This is a genomic window from Alcaligenes sp. YSL9, from assembly GCF_030515105.1.
GTDB classification, from domain to species: domain Bacteria; phylum Pseudomonadota; class Gammaproteobacteria; order Burkholderiales; family Burkholderiaceae_B; genus Alcaligenes; species Alcaligenes phenolicus.
The window spans coordinates 719,064-739,014 of the sequence record NZ_JALXJU010000002.1; the positions used below are offsets into that span (position 1 = coordinate 719,064).

Here is a 19,951-nt window from a genome sequence, read left to right on the forward strand (position 1 = left end):
TTATGACTGCAAACCCTTCCCCTCTCGCTACGCAGGACCAGGCTATCCAGGCCTGGTCCTGGCTGGCTGATCCCGCCACCTGTATCAGCACCAATCCCACTGGCCCCTTGGCGGGTTTGAGCTTTGGTGTGAAAGATGTGCTGGATGTTCAAGGCATGCCCACGTGCTACGGCGCGCATTTCCCCAATGCGCTACCCGCCGAGCGGGACGCCGCCTGTGTCGCCCTGCTGCGTCAGGCCGGTGCCATTGCCCTGGGCAAAACCGTCACCGCCGAATTTGCCTACGCAGCCCCCGGCCCCACCCGTAATCCACTGAACCTGGAGCACACGCCCGGCGGTTCTTCCAGTGGTTCGGCAGCGGCCGTAGCAGCTGGCATGGTTGATTTTGCATTGGGCACCCAAACGGGGGGCTCCATGATGCGCCCCGCTGCGTTTACCGGCATTCTGGGTTTCAAACCCAGCTTTGGCGCGGTGCATCGCAGCGGTCTTTTCCTGTTGTGCGACAGCCTGGACACGATCGGCTACTTCAGCCGGGACTTGTCCGTGCTGCGCCGCGTGGCCACTGTCCTGCAAGGCTTACCTGATAGTCGAGTCCCCACCGCGCCGCGAATTGGCGTGCTGGATGGCAAAGATCTGGGCCCGATCACACCCGCAGCACTGGCCGCGTTGGAACAAGGCTGTGAGCATCTGGAGCAACAAGGCGCCCACCTGGAGCGTCTGCCTGCGGACCCACAACTGAAAGAGCTGCTGATCCTGCAAGGCCAGATCATGGCTTATGAAATGGCCCGCAGCCTGCTACCCGTCTGGCAAGCCAGCCCGGATGCCTTGCGCCCCATTACCGTGCAAGCCATCAAACAAGGCCTGGAATTGCCCGCAGCGGATTACCACGCCTGGCAGGCGCGCCGTCGCCAATTGCAAACAGAATGGCAGGATCGTTATGGTCATTTCGACGCATTGCTAACTCCAGCGGCTCCCGGCCCGGCTCCCTATGGACTGGATAGCACGGGCTCTTCAATACTGAATCGTCCTTGGTCCTTGTTGGGCTGGCCTACCTTGAGCCTGCCCGCGCCCGGTCAAAACAGCCCACTGCCCTTGGGTTTGCAACTGATCGGACAGCCTCACCAGGACGCGGCTTTGCTGGATCTGGCATCGCTTATCTGCCCGGCTTGATGGACCTGAAAAGCAATCAAAAGAACTACTCCGCAACAAGCTGAAATAGAGTAAACAGCAACCAGAATCATTAACAAATTCTTTAAATAACAAATACTTAGGAGTGCTTTGAGTTTTCTCAAAACACTCTTGAATATTGGCTCCGCAAACGGCCTGGCAGCGTACTAACATCAATAAGGTGTTCCCGGTGCGCTGCGTCGGTACGTTCATCACATCGCGACTACGCAGCACCCGGCTCTTTCAAACAATCCGGAAAAGACCATGCGTCGCCCTCTCTTACTGCTGCTCTCCACTTTCTTTCTGATCTGGGCTGTTGAAGCCCTGTGGCTGGCCCCCTCACCACCGGGCGATATGCTGTGGGTGGTCCGACAAGAAGGCATGCTGTTAACCGGGATTCTGGCACTGGGCACCATGACGGCCATCATGATTCTGGCCCTGCGTCCCCGCCGTCTGGAACCCTGGTTAGGCGGCATGGACAAAGCCTACAGGCTGCATAAATGGCTGGGTATCATCGCCATTTTGCTCAGTCTGGCCCATTGGCTCAGCAAGGAATCCAAAGGTCTGATCTCGGCAGCGATCGGCACGGGCGGCCGTCTGGCCAAAACCCCGGTTCCTGAATGGGTCAGCCTGTTCAAGCCCTATGCAAAATCACTCGGTGAATGGACGTTTTACGCGCTGATTCTGATGCTGATCATTACCCTGGCGCACCGCACGATTTCCTATAAAAAGTGGTACAGCCTGCATCGCCTGATGCCAGTGGCCTATTTGATCCTGATCTTTCATGGCGTGGTACTGACGCCCCCTGCTTACTGGAGCGGTATAGGCGGCTGGGCACTGGCCATCACCATGGTGATCGGGACAGCAGCAGCCGGCATCCAGCTGCTACGCAACTTGAGTTCGGCCTACCCGCATACGGGCACTGTGATCTCCTGTACGTCACAAGGTGATGTGCTGGAGGTGCAATGCCGCATGGACCAATCCTGGCCAGGTCACCAGGCTGGGCAGTTCGCTTTCTTACGTTTGAAGGGTGAATCCGAGTCCCATCCCTTTACCTTGTCCGATGCAGATCAGGACAACCAGATTGTGCGCTTTCATATCAAGCAACTGGGCGACTGGACCCGCAGCCTGCCCGAGCGTTTGCATGTTGGCCAGAACATTGAGCTGGACGGCCCTTATGGACGCTTCACTCAGCCGGACCGCGATGACAAGGGCATTTATATCTGGGTGGGTGCGGGTGTCGGGGCCACGCCATTTCTATCCTGGTTAAGCCAGGAACATCAGGACGGTCACGCTCCCTACGCCTATCTGCAATATGCCTGTCAGCATAGTACTGACCCATTGGCTCAGGCCTTGAGCAAGGCTGCCAAAGAGCACCCGGACGTGAATCTGGAAATTTATGCCGATGGCCGTCGCTGGACGCCCAAAGAGGTGCTGCAGCATTACCATGCCGACAAACCTCTGCATATCTGGTTCTGTGGACCGGCTGCAATGGGCCGACAGTTGCGACGTGAGCTCAAGCAAACACTGCCTGCAAAATCCTGGACCTTGCACAAGGAACACTTCCAGTTCCGCTAAGCCTTTGCTCATCCAGCAACTGGCCTTGTTTAGAAATCAGAACAAGGCCAGTTCTGCGTATGCTGAGTGCAGCAATCCAGTGCGGCTAGAACAGCCTACATATTTTGGTGAGGCGGCGTCGCCCCGAGCATAGACACAAAAAGAGTCACCAGATTGTTCTCCATGACGGCCCACTGCTCTGCAGTTTCCAACCCCATATTGTCGACCGCGCCATGCATGCCCTGGTAGATCACCCAGGCGGTCAAATCCACGTCGGCCACAGACCAGGCCCCCGCTTGCTGCCCTTCGTTCAGGATCCTGTGCAAGGGCTCGGTTACCGTATTGCGTTCGCCCTGGTAGTTGCTGCGCATATGGTCTGAAAACACCAGATCATGCATCTCCAGCGTGTCCCTATAGGCCTGAACCGAAGCGCGAATCCAGCAAGCCAGACGCTGCACCCAATCATCTTCCGGCGCCTGCTCCAGCGCCCCCTGCACCCGGTCATGAAACTGCTGGATGAACTGCTCGCGCAGGGCAGCCAGAATCTCTTGCTTGGAGCTGAAGTAGTGATAGAACAAGCCCTTGGACATGCCCGCCCGCGACACAATTTCATCCACCGGCGTGGCATCAAACCCTTGTTGCAAAAACAAGGTGGCAGCCGCCTCCAATAAGTCTCGGCGACGAACTTCAGAGGGTTGGGTACGAGGTGTTTTGGCAGCGGTCATGGATGTCAAAGTATCAGAAAAACCCCGACAAAGTGCCTCGTCGGGTGTCACCGCGCTATTTTAGCCAGCCTATTTATTTTTAATTGACTGACAGTCAGTCAATATTTTATAGTCGTCGATAATAATTCTCATTTATCAAATATCATGACTCGCCGACTTGCTCTAACCATCGCCATTTACCTGGGGACTTTTATGGTCACCCTGGACATCAGCATCGTGAATCTTGCCTTGCCACGCATGCAACAAGCCTTGCAAACCGATATGGCCGGGCTGCAATGGATCGTGGATTCCTATGCGCTGTGCCTATCCGCCTTCATGTTGTCTGCCGGGCTGCTGGGGGATCGCTACGGACGCAAGAAGAGCTGGTTGCTGGGCGTGCTGGCCTTCACCGTCGGCTCCATGATGTGCGCCTTGGCCGGTTCACTAAGCGCCCTGCTCTGGGGTCGTGTCGTGCAAGGCATGGCCGGGGCTTTACTTATTCCTGGAGCCCTGTCGATCCTGACCCACGCCTTTCCAGACCCGGCCCAGCGTGCCCGCGTCATTGGCGGCTGGTCTTCCTTCAGCGCCCTGGCTTTGGTACTGGGCCCGATTCTGGGCGGTGTGCTGGTCGATGTAGCCGACTGGCCTTCGATCTTCAGCCTGAATCTGCCACTGGGCCTGCTGACCCTGGGCTTGGGCATGTGGGGTATTCAGGAGTCGGCCAATCCCGAACACGCAGCTTTCGACCCTGTCGGCCAGTTGCTTAGCGTTATCTGGCTTGGCTCCCTGACCTATGGCCTGATCTGCGCGGGTGAGCAAGGCTGGCACGCTACCGAGACGATTCGTTCCCTGGGCGTGGCCGCGCTCACCTTCGTGGCGTTTATCTATGCCCAAACCCGTGTCGCCCGCCCCTTGCTGCCTCTGAGTCTGTTTCGGGACTACCGCTTCAGCACTGCCAATATCGCCTCCTTTGTGCTGGGCTTTGCCGCCTATAGCAATGTGTTTTTCCTGTCCCTGTTCTTCCAGAACGCCCTGGGCTGGAGTGCCACCCAAACCGGCTGGGGGCTGGCTCCCCAGTTCATTGGCATGGCTGTGCTGGCCTCCCGTTTCGGTGCCTTGAGCCAGCGCTTTGGATTGAAGCTGATCCTGACTACGGGCTTTGGCCTGATGGCTGCCGGTTCCTGGTTGATGACGTTGCTGCAACCCGGCGCTTCCTACTGGATGGCTGGTTTCGCCTTGGCCGTACTAGGCATTGGCATGGGTTTGTCGGTGCCGGCGTGCAGTACCTTGGTCATGAATCTGGTGCCGCGTGAGCGTTCCGGCATGGCATCAGCCACCACCAATGCCATCCGCCAAACCGGCATGACCCTGGGCGTTGCCCTGCTGGCTTCCTTGATGAGCCAAGGAGCAGTCAGCTCCCTGTCCAGTCGTCTTGATCCGGTCAATCCCATGCTGGAACAGGCACAACAAATTATCAGCTCCGGTCAGGTGACTCTGCCTGCCTCAGCAGATTCCTTGTTCTGGATGCAAGCCATCCAGCACGCCTGGGCAGACGGCTTTCACCGCGTCATGTTCTGGGCCGGATTGCTGGCCGTCTTCAGTCTGGTTCTGCTGCTGCGTCTGCGTTTGCCTCGTGTACAGGCTGCTCCTGCCGCTGCGGTGGAACTGCATTAAGCCCAGCTTTTGCAGACTGGATTTACAATAGCGCATGGACAAATTACGACTGGATAAATGGCTCTGGGCAGCGCGCTTTTACAAGACGCGCAGCCTGGCTTCCGAGGAGATCACCAAAGGGCGGGTTTTGCTGAATCAGCAAAGCACCAAGCCTGCCCGCGAAGTCTCAATCGGTGATGTGATTACCTTGCGCAAGGAGACTCCTGCCATGGAGGTTCACGTCACCGCCTTAAGCAGTGTACGTGGCCCCGCGCCGGTTGCTCGCCAGCTGTATCAAGAGACGGAAGAAAGCAGCACACGACGCGCGCAAGCCGCCGAACAACGCCGTCTGGCACCTGAACCTGCACTGGACTTTGATGCTGGACGTCCGACCAAAAAAGATCGTCGTCAGATGCAGTTGCTGCGGGGGAAATAGACCGCTCCCTGCTCGTACTTCGCGACATAGAAAAAGCCCTGCCAAGCTGCCCTGCCTGGCAGGGCTTTTTTTATGATTCGTTCTTTCGATGAGTCTATCGCCAGCGTTTCACGGCGATCTGCACAGGGACTAACAACCCGCTCCTGCTTGCCTCTTCCCCGCCGGTCTACCTGCTTATGCCGCAAGCGCCTGCACTGCTTTTGAGCACCCCACAAAACGTCTGCACCCCCGTCCGCTAAAGCATCTGCCGATGCAGAAAACCTTCAACTAAAAACCTTAAAAACAACGCTGCAAACCCTTTTTGATATATCAGATTGCGCTTTTATATATCAATTAAATCAAGGGTTTACACCATTGATTGTGCTTGCAACAAAACGCTATAAACCTAAAACAATTACATGCAAACGCATTCAAAAAGCGTGAGGAGACAGGAAAATGAAGATCACAGCAGTACGCGCCATTCCCTTGAACGTGCCTTTCAAGCTCGATAGCGCGGGCATCCAAAAACCCACCAACCTGGCCATCTGCCATGTGGAAATCGAGACCGATGAAGGCATCACCGGCTATGGACTTAGCGCCATTACCGAAGAGCACCCTGTTGCCAGCACGATCAACGATATTCTGGCCAGCGACCTGATCGGGCAAGACCCCCTGAACACCGAGCGCCTGTGGGATCGCATGTACTGGAACGTGTGCCCTCGTGGCCAGACGGGCTATGCCATGCACGCCATCTCTGCGTTGGACATTGCCTTGTGGGACATCAAGGGTAAAGCCCTGGGTCTGCCCGTATGGAAACTGCTGGGTGGTGCCCGTGAAAAAGTACCGGCCTACGCGACCTTCGGCTTTGCTTTCCTGGGCGAAGAAGAGTTGGTTAAAGTCGCGCGCGACTGCGTGGATCAAGGCTTCAAGGGCCTGAAGATGGTGGTAGGCCATCATGGCTTGCAACGTCGCGACGAACCGCGCCCCCTGTCCGAACTGATCCGCCAGGACATGCGCCGCATGAGCCTGGTACGCGAGGCCATCCCCGCCGACATTCCGCTGTACATCGACGGCAATTGCAGCCTGGACTATGTGCACGCCAAAGCCATCGCCCGCCACGCCCGTGAGCTGAACGTCGGCTTTTTTGAAGAGCCCATTACCCAGAATGACACGGGTCGATTGCGCGAATTGCGTCAAAGCACTGGTATCACCATTGCCGCTGGTCAAAACGAAGGCCAGTCCTACCGCTTTCGGGATCTGTTGATGCAGCAGGCTGTCGACATTCTGCAGCCCAACGTGCTGATCTCCGGCGGTTTCACCCAGTCCCGCAAGATCTTCGCTCTGGCGGAAAGCTTTAACGCGTCCGTCGCCAATGGCGGGGCGTTCCCCTCCCACAACGGTCACCTGCACTGCGGATTGCTCAATGGCGGCGATGTGGAATGGCACCTGGCCGCCAGCGCCATGATGGCCGAGATCTACACCGGCCTGCCCCAGCCCGAACAAGGCTGGCTGCGCATGCCCGACGCCCCCGGCCTGGGGCTGACACCACGACAAGATCAAATCGACAAGCTGCGCAGCAACCCCGGCAGCCTGGGCTCCGGCAAAGGCTGAAACCGACGACTACCGAGGAGGTAAAAAAACATGAAACCCTGGTCCCGTGTTGTACTTGCCCTCAGTTTTATCTTTGCTGCCGCGCCCCAAAGCTGGGCAGCTTCCCCCGCCTGGGCCGAACGCCCGGTGCGGCTGATCGTCCCTTCTGCCGCGGGTGGTTCGGGCGACACCCTGGCTCGTCCTCTGGCCGAAGCTCTGGGCAATGAAATAGGTCAAACCGTTGTTGTAGAAAATAAAGGAGGTGTAGGCGGCGTGCTGGGTGCCAGCATGGTGGCCAACTCCAGCCCCGCCGACAATCAGCTCTTGTTTGGTGCCGTGCATCACATGATTGCGCCTGCCGTGTTGCAGAACTTCCCCTACGACACACGCAAGGACCTGAAAGCCGTCACCCTGATTGCCGCCATGCCCAATGTGCTGGTGGTGAATGCCAATTCGCCCTATCACAGCGTGGACGACCTGCTGGCCGCCGCCAAGCAAGGGGCTGGTGTGAACTATGGCACCAGTGGCGTCGCTACCATGCTGCATCTGATGGCCGGCAAGCTGGAAAAGAAATCCGGCACCACCATGACCGCCGTGCACTACAAAGGCAGCGGCCCGGCTGTGATGGCGCTGATCAGTGGCGATCAAGTGGACTTCATGTTCGAGACCATGCCGTCGGCCGTGGCGCAGATACGCAATGGCCGCTTGCGCGCCCTGGCCGTATCCAGCCCGGAACGCGCTCCTGCCTTGCCGGATGTACCCACGCTGAAAGAACGGGGCATGGATGAGATCAGTGCCCAGACCTGGTACGGGATTTTCATGCAAGGAGATGTACCGGATGCCACCGTGCAAAGCGTGGCAGACAGCATTCACCGTGCCTTGAATACCGACAAGATCAAGGAAATCTGGGAAGGGAACGGCGCGACCCTGGTCACCAACAGCCCAGCCGAGTTCACGGTCTATGTGGATCAGCAGTTGAACTATTGGGCCGACTCGGTCAGTGATCTGGGGCTGAGCAACTTCTAACTCTAAAAACTGCAACTCACCTTCAGGGCTGCCACTGGCAGCCCTTTTTCTTGAGCCTGCCCTGCCCCTGCTGCTTCGCGTTATGCTGTGGCACCCGTTACAGCAAACCATAGCCATGTCCAGCCTGTTCCACCCCTTTGAAAAGCTTGCCGCCCAACTCCTGCCCCATAGCAGCACCAGTCACAACGACGGCTCCCACGACCAATCGCACTTGCAGCGCGTCTGGAAGAACGTCTGTGCGATTCAGGAAAAAGAAGGTGGGAATCTGCGGATTTTGCTGGCAGCAACGGTGCTGCACGACTGCGTGGCGGTAGAGAAGAATTCGCCATTGCGCTCTCGTGCTTCCACCCTGTCGGCGGAGCAGGCACGACACATTCTGACCAGGCTGGGATGGTCAGAGCAGGACTGTGAAGCCGTGGGCCAAGCAATTCAAAGCCACAGCTTTTCAGCAAACATCCCGCCCGTCAGTCTGGAGGCCCGCATCTTGCAGGATGCAGACCGCCTGGATGCCATTGGCGCTTTAGGGATAGCTCGCTGCTTCTATACAGCGGGGCGAATGGGCTCCAGCTTGTATGAGCCGGAAGATCCAAAAGCAGAGAGTCGTCCTCTGGATGACAAGCGCTACGCGCTGGATCACTTCCCGGCCAAATTATTCAAATTGGCCGAGGGTTTTCAGACTGAACGGGGGCAAGCAATCGCGCGTGAGCGACACGCGCGGATGGAACGGTTTATAGAGGAAATGCTGGGGGAGCTGTAATCCCTAGCCCCTTTTACAACTCCGTATATTTCTTGTTCGTCCCCCGCACTTTGTCAGCGGGGTATTTCCGGGCGTTTTTTACCAGCTTGTTGGTAACAGCCTCATTCATATCCACACCCAGAACGAAGGCCAGACGGCTCAGGTAGATTTGCACGTCAGCCAGTTCATCGCGCACGGCTTCAGCAGTTTTCGGGTCTTTGCCTGCTTCGCGGGACTGGTCTTCTGTCAGCCATTGGAAGATTTCGATCAGCTCGCCCACTTCGTTGGTCAGGGCCATGGCCAGATTTTTGGGGCTATGGAACTGGTCCCACTCACGCTCGCGGGCGAACTGGGCAACGGCCTCGTTCAGGCCAGTCAAATTCATCAAGGGGCGTTTTGAGTCTGTCATTACGTACTTCACTCTAAAAATTTCAATCCAGCGACAGACTCACACAAGCACCGGGGGGATGGCAAGTCTGTTTACGATCTCGCAGCCGTTTGCAGGCTCATCATCAGGCGGTCCAGTGCGTTGGCAAACTCACGCCGGTCGGCCTGGCTGAAGGGGGCCGGACCTCCGATATCCACACCAGTGCTGCGCAGTTCTTCCATCATGTCGCGCATGGCCAAGCGCTCGCCTATGCTGTTGGCATCCAGGCGTTCACCCCTGGGGGTCAGGACCAGGGCTTTACGCTCCAGCACCTGGGCAGCCAAAGGGATATCGGCAGTAATCACCAGATCTCCCACGCTGGCGTGCTGGACGATGTAGTCATCCGCCACGTCAAAGCCCCGCGCCACCTGCACCGCCCTCAACCAGGGCGATGGCGGGGTGCGCAGCATCTGATTCGCCACCAGGATCACATGGCGACTCCAGCGCTGCCCGGCGCGGTACAGAATTTCTTTGATGACTACGGGACAAGCGTCCGCATCGACCCAAATCTGCATGGGTTACAGGCCTAGAGCTTGAGCCAACAGGCGATCAATGACCTCATTGGTCGAGACGCCTTGCTCGGTAGCACGAGCGCGCACGGCATCAATAACGGGCTGGGTCAGCTTGACGGGAAAGGACACCAGGCCAGCAGCCTGATCCAGACGACGTTGTTCGCGCCGATCAGCCACGGCGGAGTCACCTGCAAAGCGTTGTGGCGTACCCGCTTTTTTTACATTGCTCAGCAGTTTGACGGCGCTGAGTTTTTCCATATCGGTGCGTTTCATCGGATTTCTTTATAAGAATGGGCTGGTTCGCTCACGGTAAGCGAACAATACGGCGACAAGGCCGTTAGCCGGTATGGCTGGCATACTGCGCAGCTTGCAGGAAAATGTCCAGGCTTTTTATGTATAAGCCCTGATAATCAAAGCTTTAGTTTCTGTAAGCAGCCACCGCCCGGCCCTACACCCAACCACCAATCACCAGTCACCAGTCACCAGTCACCAGTCACCAGTCACCAGTCACCAGTCACCAGTCACCAGTCACCAGTCACCAGATCAGCATGCGCAAAAAAACCCGCCGTAGCGGGTTTTTTATTGGCCTGATCGTATCAGTCCTGACGTGCAGTCACTTCTACCAGGTGGTAGCCGAACTGAGTCTTGACGGGGCCTTGCACAACGCCAACGGGGGCGCTGAACACAACCTGATCGAACTCGGGCACCATTTGGCCACGGCCAAATGTTCCCAGCTCACCGCCCATGCGGGCCGATGGGCAGCTGGAATTTTCCTTGGCCACCTGAGCAAAGTCAGAACCACCTTCGATAGCGGCTTTCAGTTCGTTCGCTTTCTCTTCGGTGCTGACCAGAATGTGGCGTGCGGAGGCTTGTGCCATGGTGTACTCCTTTTTTTAGAAAATCGTTTGAGCTTAACCCAGAACCATGCCGGAAGCGAAGCCCCCGGCGCCGGTTCTACACCTGCTGTTTCAATTTCAGGCCTGGGCAGCTTTCTTGCGCTTGGCCGCGGCAATGCCATGACCCAGGGCTACGATCAGCAAGGCACCCACCACTTCAGCAATCAGCTTGGTGCTGGTGGAGGCTTCACCAAAGAACTCGATGAACTTCACGTCGGTCACGATCATGCCACCGGCAATCCAGCCCAGCAGCGCGGCGCCGAAGGTCACCACGATAGGGAAGCGATCGATCAGCTTCAGAACCAGGGTGCTGCCCCAGATAATGATAGGCACACTTACGACCAGACCAAAGACAACCAGACCGATCTGATGATCCGGATCGGCGGTTTGAGCCGCACCGGCAATGGCGATCACGTTGTCCAGACTCATCACAAAGTCGGCAATGATGATGGTTTTAACGGCTTTCCACAGGGTGGCACTGCCTTCCACATTACCGTGACCATCATCTTCAGGGATCAGCAGTTTCACACCAATCCAGACCAGCAACAGGGCACCGACCACTTTCAGGTAAGGCACGGCCAGCAAGGTCAGGGCAAAGGCAATCAGGACGACGCGCAGGCCAATGGCACCGGCCGTACCCCACAAAATACCTTTGACACGTTGTTTGGCAGGCAAGTTACGGCAAGCCAATGCGATAACCACGGCGTTATCGCCCCCCAGCAATATATCGATCAGGATGATCTGAAATACTGCCGCCCAACTCATTGTTTGCAAAAACTCCATCATGTGTAAGACCGCCTTTTCATATTGTTTGATTGAAAGCTGACGACCATCTTGCATGACTGTACAACGAGAAAATGACGACTCGTGTACAAAACAAAAATGGCCTGATCCATTAAGGACGCAGGCCATATCGTTTTTAGAGGATACACCTTGCCCTTTAATGGCAAGGTCTTGCTTGCAACCCTAAGGTTGCCCGGGCACCGGGAACATGTGCAAAAAACACAGATTGCCGTGATGACGATGCGCCGGAAAGTAAGCTACTCCCCCTGATAGTTCGCAAGTATAACGATCTTGTATGAAACAACAAAGCTTTTCGCCGGACATGACGATTTTTCGGTGCAAGTTCCGGATCGACGTTGCAAGCTGGCCTCACGCCCCGATAGGGCCTGAATAAAGCGCCATTGAGTTAATGAGAACTATTTGCAATAATTTGCTTTTTGTCATTCAAGCCCCTGCCCCCATGTCCAATTCGGACCTCTCCCGCAAAAGCTGGCTGGCCTATTATGGCGAGTTCATGCAGTCCTGCCTGCGCCGCTTTGGCGGCGCCGCGGACGCGGAAGACGTCGCCCATGATGCGGTAGAGGCCCTGCTTCGAAAAGATCAGAAAACACTGACAGCGGCCCATGCCCGCAACTTTCTGTACAAGTCCGCGCGCCATCGGGCCATTGATCTGTGGCGTCGCAACAGCCGCTTCCAGCACCTGGCCTGGGACGAGCTGCATGAAGACGCTCACCCCATCACCGACGGTGCCGATGCCCAGGCCAGTGCGGAGCAAGTGCGCCACGCCCTGGTTGCGGCCCTGGAAGCCTTGCCTTTGAATCACCGACGGGCTTTTGTCTTGAACCGCATCGAAGGCTGGACCCAGCCTGAAATTGCCCGTCATCTGAAACTGTCCATTGCCAGCGTGGAGCGTTATATTGCGCTGGCCAGCCAGTTTATCCGCGAGCGCCTGCGCGATGAGTTCTGAATCCCCTTTCTACCCCAGTGATGCCACCTCCCCTGCCGAGGCCGCCGCCCAATGGTCGGCCCGCCTGCATTCGGGCCGCTTCAGCCCGGCTGACGAGCAAGCGCTGGAGGAGTGGTTGCAGGCTGACCCGGAAAATGAGCGCGAATTTATGGCGGTGGAGCAGTTAAGCTCCCTGGCCAGCACGCTGGACAAGGATTTGGTCAAGCTGCTGTATGGCGGCAAAGTGCCCCAGCGGCCCGATCTGCGCCGCCGCAAACTGATCCGTAATACCGGCGCCCTGGTCGCTGTCGCGGGCTCTGCCGGTTTGGCAGGCCTACTACTCAGCCCCCAGGCTGTTTACGCTGCTAGCCTGCAAACACGTGTGGGCGAGCGCCGCTGGGTTCCTCTGCCAGACGGCTCCAGCCTGGAGCTGAATACCGCCACCCAAGCCGAGCTGCGGTTTTATGAAGACAGCCGTCATCTGGATCTGATTCAGGGCGAAGTGATGTGCGCGGTAGCATCCAGCCCACAACGCCCTTTCATCGTCAAAGCAGGCAATACGGTGGTGCGCGTTACCGGCACCAGCTTTACGGTTCGCCGTGATGCCGAGCAAGTCAAAGTGCTGGTCGAAAGCGGCAGTGTGGAGGTGTCCAGCGGGCACTGGTGGAACCGCCAGACCCGGTATCTGGCCGCCGGTTCTGGCGCCACAGTGTCCGTTCAGAATGGGCTCAGCATTCAGGCCGAGGTCGATGTGGCCGCTGCCACCGCCTGGCGGCAAGGACGCCTGATTGTGCGGGACCTGTCCTTGTCCGAGGTCGTTGCTGAAATCAACCGCTATCGCGAGCATCCCATCCGCATCGCTGACGGCAGAATCGGCCAGCAGCGTGTCACCGCGTCTTTCCTGCTGGACGAACAAAGTGCCGTGCTTCAAGCCCTGCAACAGATCCTGCCACTGCAGGCCAAGACACAAGACGATGGCAGTGTCCTGCTGAGCAGCGTCTCGTAATTACAATTAGTTTCAAATAAATCGATTCAAGCTGAGGGGTTTAGTAAGACTGACTCGTATTTAGATTCAGCGTTCCTCAACATCGCGTTTGACGAACATCTCTGAATCCGGGCGTCGCCCTGCCCGCCCCTACCCTGAATCTGCACCGTGAACCGAACCGCTTTCCTACCCCGCCTGCGCCCCGTCCTGCTCGCTTTGATGCTGGCCAGTGCCAGCACCCCTGCCCTGGCCCAAGACAATCCTGTCCCTATCCACATTCCTGCCCAGCCCTTGTCCGAAGCGCTGCTGAAACTGGCCGAACAGACCCAGCTGCAGGTGTTTTTCTCGCCTTCGCTAGTGCAAGGTCTGAGCACGACACCGATTCAGGGCCGCATGCGCCCGGAAGACGCGCTACGCAGCCTGCTGCAAGGCTCTGGCCTGGAATACCGGCGCGAGAACAACACCATCACCCTGTCGCGCCCCAATACGGACGCCACCATGCTGGACCCGGTGCGCGTCGTGGGCCGTCGCCTGCCCGTGACGGAAGGCAGCCAGACCTATGCCAGCCACGGCGCGACCACCACGGCCACCAGGCTGAACATGACGCTACGCGAAACACCACAAACTATCAGTGTCATGACGCGCCAGCGCATTGAGGACCAGTCACTGGACAACATCGGCAGCGTGCTGCAACAAGCGCCCGGTATTTCCATCCAGCACATAGGCAGCGACCGCTACACCATCTACTCGCGTGGCTATGCTATCGACAACTATCAGCTGGACGGCCTGTCCACACTGTCCGATATCGTCAGCCAGAACATTCCTCAGGGGCTGGCAGATATGGCGATTTATGACCGCGTGGAAGTGCTGCGTGGAGCCTCTGGTCTATTGACCGGCGCAGGCGACCCATCTGGCGTCGTCAATATGGTCCGTAAACGTCCAACAGCCGATTTTCAGGGCCATGCTGAAGTGAGCTACGGGTCATGGGATCAGATGCGGGCTCAAGTGGACCTGGGCGGCCCGATTAACGAGAACGGCAGCCTGCGTGGCCGTCTGGTTGGAGCCCATCAGGAAGGCAACAGCTATATGGACTACTTCACAACAAAAAAAGATGTGGTCTACGGCATACTTGAGGCCGACATTACAGACACCACGCTTGTCACCTTGGGGATGGATTATCAAAAAAATGATCCGCGCGGCTCCTCTGGCTCCGGCTTTCCTTTGTTCTACGACACCGGCGAACAGACCGATTTTGATATTTCCACCAATGCAGGGGCTCGTTGGAACACCAATACACTGGAGTCTCACAACACCTTTGTGAAACTGGACCAGCAACTGGGGGCAGACTGGTCACTGGCCATGTCCCTGAATTACCTGAAGGCCCGTCGAAGCGGGAAAAGTGCGGATGCTTCCTGGGGCTATCCCAACCGTGAAACGGGCGACGGCGTGCAGCTTTACGGAGGTGTTTCAGATGCCACACAGTATCAAACCAGTTTTGATATTCACGCAAAAGGCCCTTTTCAACTATTTGGACAGGACCACGAACTGATCGTCGGCTTTAATTCGTCGCGCTACAAGAATCGCCATGACACCATGGACGACGATATCGAAGGCACCTCCATCAATCTCCACAACTGGAACAACAACCCGGCCTTACCCAATACGACTGGAGAAAAGCTGTTTGACTATGATCTGACCGTCAAACAGTACGGTGGGTATTCGGCGCTACGCCTGAAACCCAGCGACAAGCTGGCTGTCATTTTGGGGGGGCGCCTCAGCAATTACCGCTACAGTCTTTCCCAAAGCTATCCTGACCCCGGTATGCAGCGCTTTAACAGCCTGAAAACCATGCACGAAGACAATGTCTTCACCCCGTATGCCGGCATTGTGTACGACCTGAATGAAGAGCATTCGATCTACGCCAGCTACACCAGCATCTTCAAGCCACAAAGCTATCGCGACCGTAGCGGCAACTTTCTGGACCCGCGCAAAGGTAATAACTATGAGATCGGTCTGAAAAGCGAAATGCTGGACGGCCGCGTGAACAGCAGCATTGCGCTGTACGAAATCCGCCAGGACAATCTGGCCGTGGCCGACAGTGGCTTTATCGTGCCGGGTACCGAGCGCGAAGCGGCCTACACGGCGGTCAAAGGCGCCAAGACCCAGGGCCTGGATATGGAAGTGACGGGCGAGCTGCTCGATGGCTGGAACATGGCCTTTAGCTACACCTACAGCCAGACCAAAGACGCCCAGGGCGAGCGCATCAAAACCCTGGTGCCACGCCATATGGCCAAGCTGTGGACCACGTATCACCTGCCCGGCAGCTGGAATCGCCTGACGATTGGGGGTGGTGTGAACTGGCAAAGCCAGATCCATTTCACCGCCACACCGTGGGATTTGGGCAAGACTGTCAGCGGAGAACAAAGCAGCTACGCCGTCGTCAACCTGATGGGCCGCTACGACTTCAGCAAGCAATTGACGGCCACCTTGAACGTCAACAATCTATTCAACCGCAAGTACCTGAGTGCGCTGGATCAGACCTTCTACACCGGCTATTACGGCGCACCGCGTAATGCCATGCTGAACCTGCGTTATTCCTTCTAATCACGTGAAAGCGGCTAGCAGGCAAACAGCCCCCGTAACCTGGAAAATAATCCAGGCCGCGGGGGCCACTGCGGGTTTGCTGATCGCTACCGCCTTGTGCCAGCGTTGCTGAACCCGGAAGGCTTACACGCACTTCAGGGCACTCAAGTCCCCCGTATACGGAAAGCGCAATTCCTCGTAGCCAAAGGGCTGAAAATGCACCGTCAAACCATCTGCGTTGGGCAAGATAAGCGCGTAACTGGCAGGCTCGAAAGTCGATGTTGCGGCCCCCTCGCGCTCCAGATCCAGTTCGTGCTGATGGTTGGTGCCATTCACCGTCACAAAATGCAGGCCGTTCCACACGCCGCTGGCGCAGCGATGCACGTGGCCGGAGAACAAATGCACGGGCGCGGGATGAGCCTTGAGCAAAGGCAATAAATCCGACGCATTACTCATACGCAGCCAATCCATGGACGGATACTGCAAGGCAGGTAAAGGATGGTGCGAAAACAGCATCACCGGCCCGCGATGCGCCGCCAGCTCCTGCTGCAACCATTGCAGACGCCGCGTACACAAAAAGCCGTTGGTATAGCCGTCCTCCAAGGTATCCAGGTAGATCAGGCGCCAATCGCCCAGGGTCTCGGCATGCTGTACAAAGCCGGGTAAATCGGTCGAGATCTGCGGAAATACACTGTGAAAAGCGCTGCGGCTGTCGTGGTTGCCCATCATCAAACGTACAGGCGGAATCAAATCCTGCAAGCCTTCACGCAGGCGCTCGTATGCGCGTGGATGACCGGCATGGGTCAGGTCGCCCGTCAGCACGCACAAGTCTGCATCGGCATGATGACGATTGACGTGCTGTACACAGCTACGCAAGCGATCCAGAGGGTCCGAGCCAAACAACAGGCCATCGGGCGGGGTAATGTGCAGGTCCGAAAACTGGATGATCTTCATCAGAATTCCTTAACGAATGCCGGCGCGTAAAAAGGCCTGCATGAACTGCTTTTGAAACAGCAAAAAGCCCAACAAAAGCGGCAAGATAGTCATTAATGTGGCGGCACTGATCAGGGAGATACTGACCCCGCTTTCCGGTGCGCCAAACAGGGATAAACCTACGGTCAAAGGACGGGTATGGTCAGAGCTGCTGATCACCAAGGGCCATAGAAAATTGTTCCAGTGCGTCGACACCGACACCAGGGCATAAGCCAGATACACAGGCTTGACCAGCGGCACGTACACACGCCAGAGCACACCCAGGCGGCTGCATCCTTCCAGTCGCGCCGCATCCTCCAGTTCACGCGGCACTTGCTTGAAAGCCTGGCGCAACAAGAACACACCAAAGGCACTGGCCATATAAGGCACACCCATGCCCCAGACCGTGTCCGTCCAGCCCAGCAAGGCCACCATGCGGTAGTTCTCCACAATCAGCACTTCAGGCAGGATGAACAACTGCAAAAGCAACAGCATGAACAAAAACTGACTGCCAAAGAAACGAAAGCGGGCAAAGGCGTAAGCGGCCAGGGTACACAGCACAAACTGCCCGAGCAGAATGGTCAGCACCAGCACGGTGGTGTTGAAGATGTAGCGCAACCAGGGCGCACGGTCCCAGGCGGCTGCAAAATTGCTAACGGTCCAGCCTGCGCTCCAGTCAAAACTCAAGGCGGCGGACGGGTCGCGAAATGCAGCCCAGCAGGCGTATAGCAAAGGGGCAATCCACAGCAGGGCCAGCGCATGTGCCCCCACCGTATCCAGGGATGGCAAACGCAAGCTGCGGCCCGGAGCAGTCAAAACAGTGTCCATGTTCATCACTGGTAGTGCACGCGTCGTTCAGCGTAGCGAAATTGAAAGATGGCGACAGCACCCAGCCCCAACAAGAGCACAACTGTCAGCACGGCGGCACTAGGCGTATCCATATAGGCAAAGGCGGTTTCCCAGATCCAGTACAGCATCAGCTTGGAGGCATTATTGGGGCCGCCCTTGGTCAAGATAAACAGGTGATCAACCAGCTTGACCGAGTTGATCAGCGCGTTGATCAAAATGAACAGGGTCGTGGGTGCCAGCAAGGGCAAGAGCACACGGCGGCCATACTGCCAGCGGGTCGCGCCTTCCAGACGAGCGGCATCGCGCAGCTCCGGCGGAATGGTTTGCAAGGCCGCCAGATAAAAGATCATGAAAAAACCGGCTTCTTTCCAGATCGTCACCACCATGACCGCGCCCAGGGCGGTTTGCGGCTGGCCCAGCCAGTTGGTGGCCCCGGCGCCAAACAGCTTGGCAATCTGATCCAGTAAACCCAGATCCGGTGTGTAGAAAAACAGCCATAGATTGGCGGCGGCAATCATGGGCAGCATGGTGGGCGTGAAGTAAGCACAACGCACCCAGGCCCGCATACTCATGGCCCGGTTGGCCCACAAGGCCATCAGCAAGGCCAGGGCCATGGACACCGGAATCACAATGGCGGCATACCAAAGATTGTTCTTCAGAACCAGCCAGAACGTCGGGTCAGCCAGCATGGCATCGTAGTTGTCCATGCCCACAAACTGGGCCGGACGACGCGCCGTGCCTTTACTCAACAAGCTGGACCAGAACGTGTGCAGCGCCGGGATAAAGGCAAACACGCTTAGCAGCACAAACAGCGGCGTCAACAAGAGGTAAGCAAATACCCACTCTTTACGCAGCACACGCAATGGTTCAGCCATTCCTGCACCTGCTTAGTTGAAAGGACGCAGCAGACGGTCTGCGGCAGCCTGGGCTTCGTCCAGAGCGGCCTTGGGCGTCTTGGCATTGGTCAGCACGGCTTGCACAGCGTTGGACAACAGTTCACGTACACGTGCTGTCTCGTAAGTGGCAAACTCGGGCGAAGCTACGGCCAACTGATCGCGGGCGACCACAGCCTGCGGGAACGTTTTGGCGTACTCGACCAGAGCAGGCGTTTCGTAGGCGGCAGGGCTGACACCGACATAGCCCGTAGCCATGGACCACTTGGCGGCACGCTCAGGGGCCGTCATCCAGCGCACAAAATCCAGAGCCGCTTTCTTCTGTTCCTCGTTCGCGCCCTTGAACAGGTAGAAGTTGCCACCGCCGGTAGGCGAAGCCGCTTTTTCCTTGGCGGGCAGCATGGCAACACCAAAGTCGAACTTGGCTTCATTCTTCACCGCAGTCAGGTTGCCCGTGGTGTGCCACATCATGGCGGTCTTGCCTTGGACAAAAGCCTGACGCAGCGTGCCCCATTCAATGGTGCCAGTGGGGCTGACTTTGTGCTTGTAGGCCAGGTCGTGGAAGAACTGCAGCGCCTCCACCGACTTGGGGTCATTGAAGTAGACCTGCGTGCCTTCTTCATTCATCAGCTGACGGCCATTTTGCAAGGCCATGGCCTGGAACATCCAGTAGGGGTAGCCGGTCGACGGAACCATCAAGCCGTGATGCTGGTCATTAGTCAGTTTCTGGGCGGTTTGCACCAACTCGTCCCAGGTCTTGGGAGCTTGATCCGGATTCAGGCCCGCTTCACGGAACATGTCCTTGTTGTAGAACATGACGATGGTGGAGCGCTGGAACGGAATGCCCCAGACCTTGCCTTCCAAGGTGCCGTTAGCCATCAAGGCGGGATAAAAGCTTTTCAGCCAATCCTGGCTGGTGGCGTCCTGAGCCACATCGCTAAAGGCTTCAACCAGGCCTTGTTCCACCAGATCATGCGTATCCAGTGCGCCCAGCACAGAAAGCTGCACCGGCTCGCCCGCACGCAGGGCCGACAAGGCACGTACACGGGTTTCATCGTAGTTACCGGAGTAGACAGCTTTAACGGTGACTTCCGGGTTTTGGGCCTGATAGTCCTTGATCATTCCATCGACCACATCGGTCAGCGGCCCCCCTACGGCAATGGGGTAATACATGGTCAATTCCACCGCGCTATGGGCATTGGCGCCCAGGCCCATCAACAGGGCGCTGGAGGTGGCAAGCAAACAATTCTTCAACATG

General features: G+C 57.2%; 20 protein-coding genes. 10 read left to right on the forward strand and 10 right to left on the reverse strand.

Annotated features, from left to right (window positions below; all coding sequences use genetic code 11):
- Positions 1-2 precede the first annotated feature (2 nt).
- A complete protein-coding gene (locus tag M2Q46_RS11455) occupies positions 3-1,169 on the forward strand; it encodes an amidase (protein ID WP_045930793.1) in 1,167 nt (388 codons plus the stop codon).
- A gap of 261 nt (positions 1,170-1,430) precedes the next feature.
- The gene (locus M2Q46_RS11460; RefSeq protein ID WP_035271333.1) at positions 1,431-2,744 is read left to right on the forward strand and encodes a ferric reductase-like transmembrane domain-containing protein; all 1,314 of its coding nucleotides are present in this window, start codon (positions 1,431-1,433) and stop codon (positions 2,742-2,744) included.
- Between the two features lie 95 nt (positions 2,745-2,839).
- Here the strand turns inward: M2Q46_RS11460 and M2Q46_RS11465 are convergent, their stop codons facing one another.
- Positions 2,840-3,448 carry a TetR/AcrR family transcriptional regulator gene (locus M2Q46_RS11465; RefSeq protein WP_115634288.1) on the reverse strand — a complete coding sequence of 203 codons (609 nt, stop codon included), beginning with the start codon at positions 3,446-3,448 and terminating at the stop codon, positions 2,840-2,842.
- 144 nt (positions 3,449-3,592) lie between these two features.
- Between M2Q46_RS11465 and M2Q46_RS11470 the strand changes: the two genes are divergently transcribed.
- The 5 genes from M2Q46_RS11470 to M2Q46_RS11490 all read left to right on the forward strand — a co-directional run bounded on the left by M2Q46_RS11470 (position 3,593) and on the right by M2Q46_RS11490 (position 8,868).
- On the forward strand, positions 3,593-5,101 hold the full coding sequence (locus tag M2Q46_RS11470; RefSeq protein WP_302357262.1) for a DHA2 family efflux MFS transporter permease subunit: 1,509 nt from the start codon (positions 3,593-3,595) through the stop codon (positions 5,099-5,101).
- 34 nt (positions 5,102-5,135) lie between these two features.
- Positions 5,136-5,516 carry an RNA-binding S4 domain-containing protein gene (locus tag M2Q46_RS11475; protein ID WP_060186234.1) on the forward strand — a complete coding sequence of 127 codons (381 nt, stop codon included), beginning with the start codon at positions 5,136-5,138 and terminating at the stop codon, positions 5,514-5,516.
- Between the two features lie 435 nt (positions 5,517-5,951).
- Positions 5,952-7,106 carry a mandelate racemase/muconate lactonizing enzyme family protein gene (locus M2Q46_RS11480; RefSeq protein ID WP_302357263.1) on the forward strand — a complete coding sequence of 385 codons (1,155 nt, stop codon included), beginning with the start codon at positions 5,952-5,954 and terminating at the stop codon, positions 7,104-7,106.
- A gap of 30 nt (positions 7,107-7,136) precedes the next feature.
- Positions 7,137-8,111: a tripartite tricarboxylate transporter substrate binding protein gene (locus M2Q46_RS11485; RefSeq protein ID WP_302357264.1), complete on the forward strand. Its 975-nt coding sequence runs from the start codon at positions 7,137-7,139 to the stop codon at positions 8,109-8,111.
- A 115-nt stretch (positions 8,112-8,226) separates the two neighbouring features.
- Positions 8,227-8,868 carry an HD domain-containing protein gene (locus M2Q46_RS11490; RefSeq protein ID WP_302357265.1) on the forward strand — a complete coding sequence of 214 codons (642 nt, stop codon included), beginning with the start codon at positions 8,227-8,229 and terminating at the stop codon, positions 8,866-8,868.
- A gap of 13 nt (positions 8,869-8,881) precedes the next feature.
- Here the strand turns inward: M2Q46_RS11490 and M2Q46_RS11495 are convergent, their stop codons facing one another.
- The 5 genes from M2Q46_RS11495 to M2Q46_RS11515 form a co-directional block, all read right to left on the reverse strand.
- Positions 8,882-9,256 carry a nucleotide pyrophosphohydrolase gene (locus M2Q46_RS11495; protein ID WP_009463202.1) on the reverse strand — a complete coding sequence of 125 codons (375 nt, stop codon included), beginning with the start codon at positions 9,254-9,256 and terminating at the stop codon, positions 8,882-8,884.
- Positions 9,257-9,327: 71 nt separating this feature from the next.
- On the reverse strand, positions 9,328-9,789 hold the full coding sequence (locus M2Q46_RS11500) for a YaiI/YqxD family protein (RefSeq protein WP_009463200.1): 462 nt from the start codon (positions 9,787-9,789) through the stop codon (positions 9,328-9,330).
- A gap of 3 nt (positions 9,790-9,792) precedes the next feature.
- The gene (locus M2Q46_RS11505; protein WP_083054211.1) at positions 9,793-10,059 is read right to left on the reverse strand and encodes a hypothetical protein; all 267 of its coding nucleotides are present in this window, start codon (positions 10,057-10,059) and stop codon (positions 9,793-9,795) included.
- Positions 10,060-10,382: 323 nt separating this feature from the next.
- On the reverse strand, positions 10,383-10,664 hold the full coding sequence (locus M2Q46_RS11510; RefSeq protein WP_009463196.1) for a peptidylprolyl isomerase: 282 nt from the start codon (positions 10,662-10,664) through the stop codon (positions 10,383-10,385).
- 96 nt (positions 10,665-10,760) lie between these two features.
- On the reverse strand, positions 10,761-11,468 hold the full coding sequence (locus tag M2Q46_RS11515) for a TerC family protein (RefSeq protein ID WP_035271346.1): 708 nt from the start codon (positions 11,466-11,468) through the stop codon (positions 10,761-10,763).
- A 457-nt stretch (positions 11,469-11,925) separates the two neighbouring features.
- On the opposite strand from M2Q46_RS11515, the gene M2Q46_RS11520 reads away from it, so the two are divergent.
- The 3 genes from M2Q46_RS11520 to M2Q46_RS11530 all read left to right on the forward strand — a co-directional run bounded on the left by M2Q46_RS11520 (position 11,926) and on the right by M2Q46_RS11530 (position 16,000).
- Positions 11,926-12,432 (forward strand): RNA polymerase sigma factor, encoded by a 507-nt coding sequence (locus M2Q46_RS11520; protein WP_247966005.1) that lies wholly within the window; start codon positions 11,926-11,928, stop codon positions 12,430-12,432.
- Positions 12,422-13,417 (forward strand): FecR family protein, encoded by a 996-nt coding sequence (locus M2Q46_RS11525; RefSeq protein ID WP_302357266.1) that lies wholly within the window; start codon positions 12,422-12,424, stop codon positions 13,415-13,417. The genes M2Q46_RS11520 and M2Q46_RS11525 overlap by 11 nt, the downstream gene beginning before the upstream one ends.
- A gap of 147 nt (positions 13,418-13,564) precedes the next feature.
- Positions 13,565-16,000 carry a TonB-dependent siderophore receptor gene (locus M2Q46_RS11530; protein WP_302357267.1) on the forward strand — a complete coding sequence of 812 codons (2,436 nt, stop codon included), beginning with the start codon at positions 13,565-13,567 and terminating at the stop codon, positions 15,998-16,000.
- Positions 16,001-16,123: 123 nt separating this feature from the next.
- Here M2Q46_RS11530 and M2Q46_RS11535 read toward each other — a convergent pair whose 3' ends face one another.
- From M2Q46_RS11535 to M2Q46_RS11550, 4 genes are read right to left on the reverse strand one after another with little or no spacing between them, the layout of a single operon-like run.
- The gene (locus M2Q46_RS11535; RefSeq protein WP_302357268.1) at positions 16,124-16,933 is read right to left on the reverse strand and encodes a phosphodiesterase; all 810 of its coding nucleotides are present in this window, start codon (positions 16,931-16,933) and stop codon (positions 16,124-16,126) included.
- A 9-nt stretch (positions 16,934-16,942) separates the two neighbouring features.
- Positions 16,943-17,785, reverse strand: coding sequence for a carbohydrate ABC transporter permease (locus tag M2Q46_RS11540; RefSeq protein WP_052159361.1), 843 nt, complete (start codon positions 17,783-17,785; stop codon positions 16,943-16,945).
- On the reverse strand, positions 17,785-18,675 hold the full coding sequence (locus M2Q46_RS11545; protein ID WP_009463182.1) for a carbohydrate ABC transporter permease: 891 nt from the start codon (positions 18,673-18,675) through the stop codon (positions 17,785-17,787). The genes M2Q46_RS11540 and M2Q46_RS11545 overlap by 1 nt, the downstream gene beginning before the upstream one ends.
- A gap of 12 nt (positions 18,676-18,687) precedes the next feature.
- Positions 18,688-19,950 carry an ABC transporter substrate-binding protein gene (locus tag M2Q46_RS11550; RefSeq protein WP_257112951.1) on the reverse strand — a complete coding sequence of 421 codons (1,263 nt, stop codon included), beginning with the start codon at positions 19,948-19,950 and terminating at the stop codon, positions 18,688-18,690.
- Position 19,951: the final 1 nt, after the last annotated feature.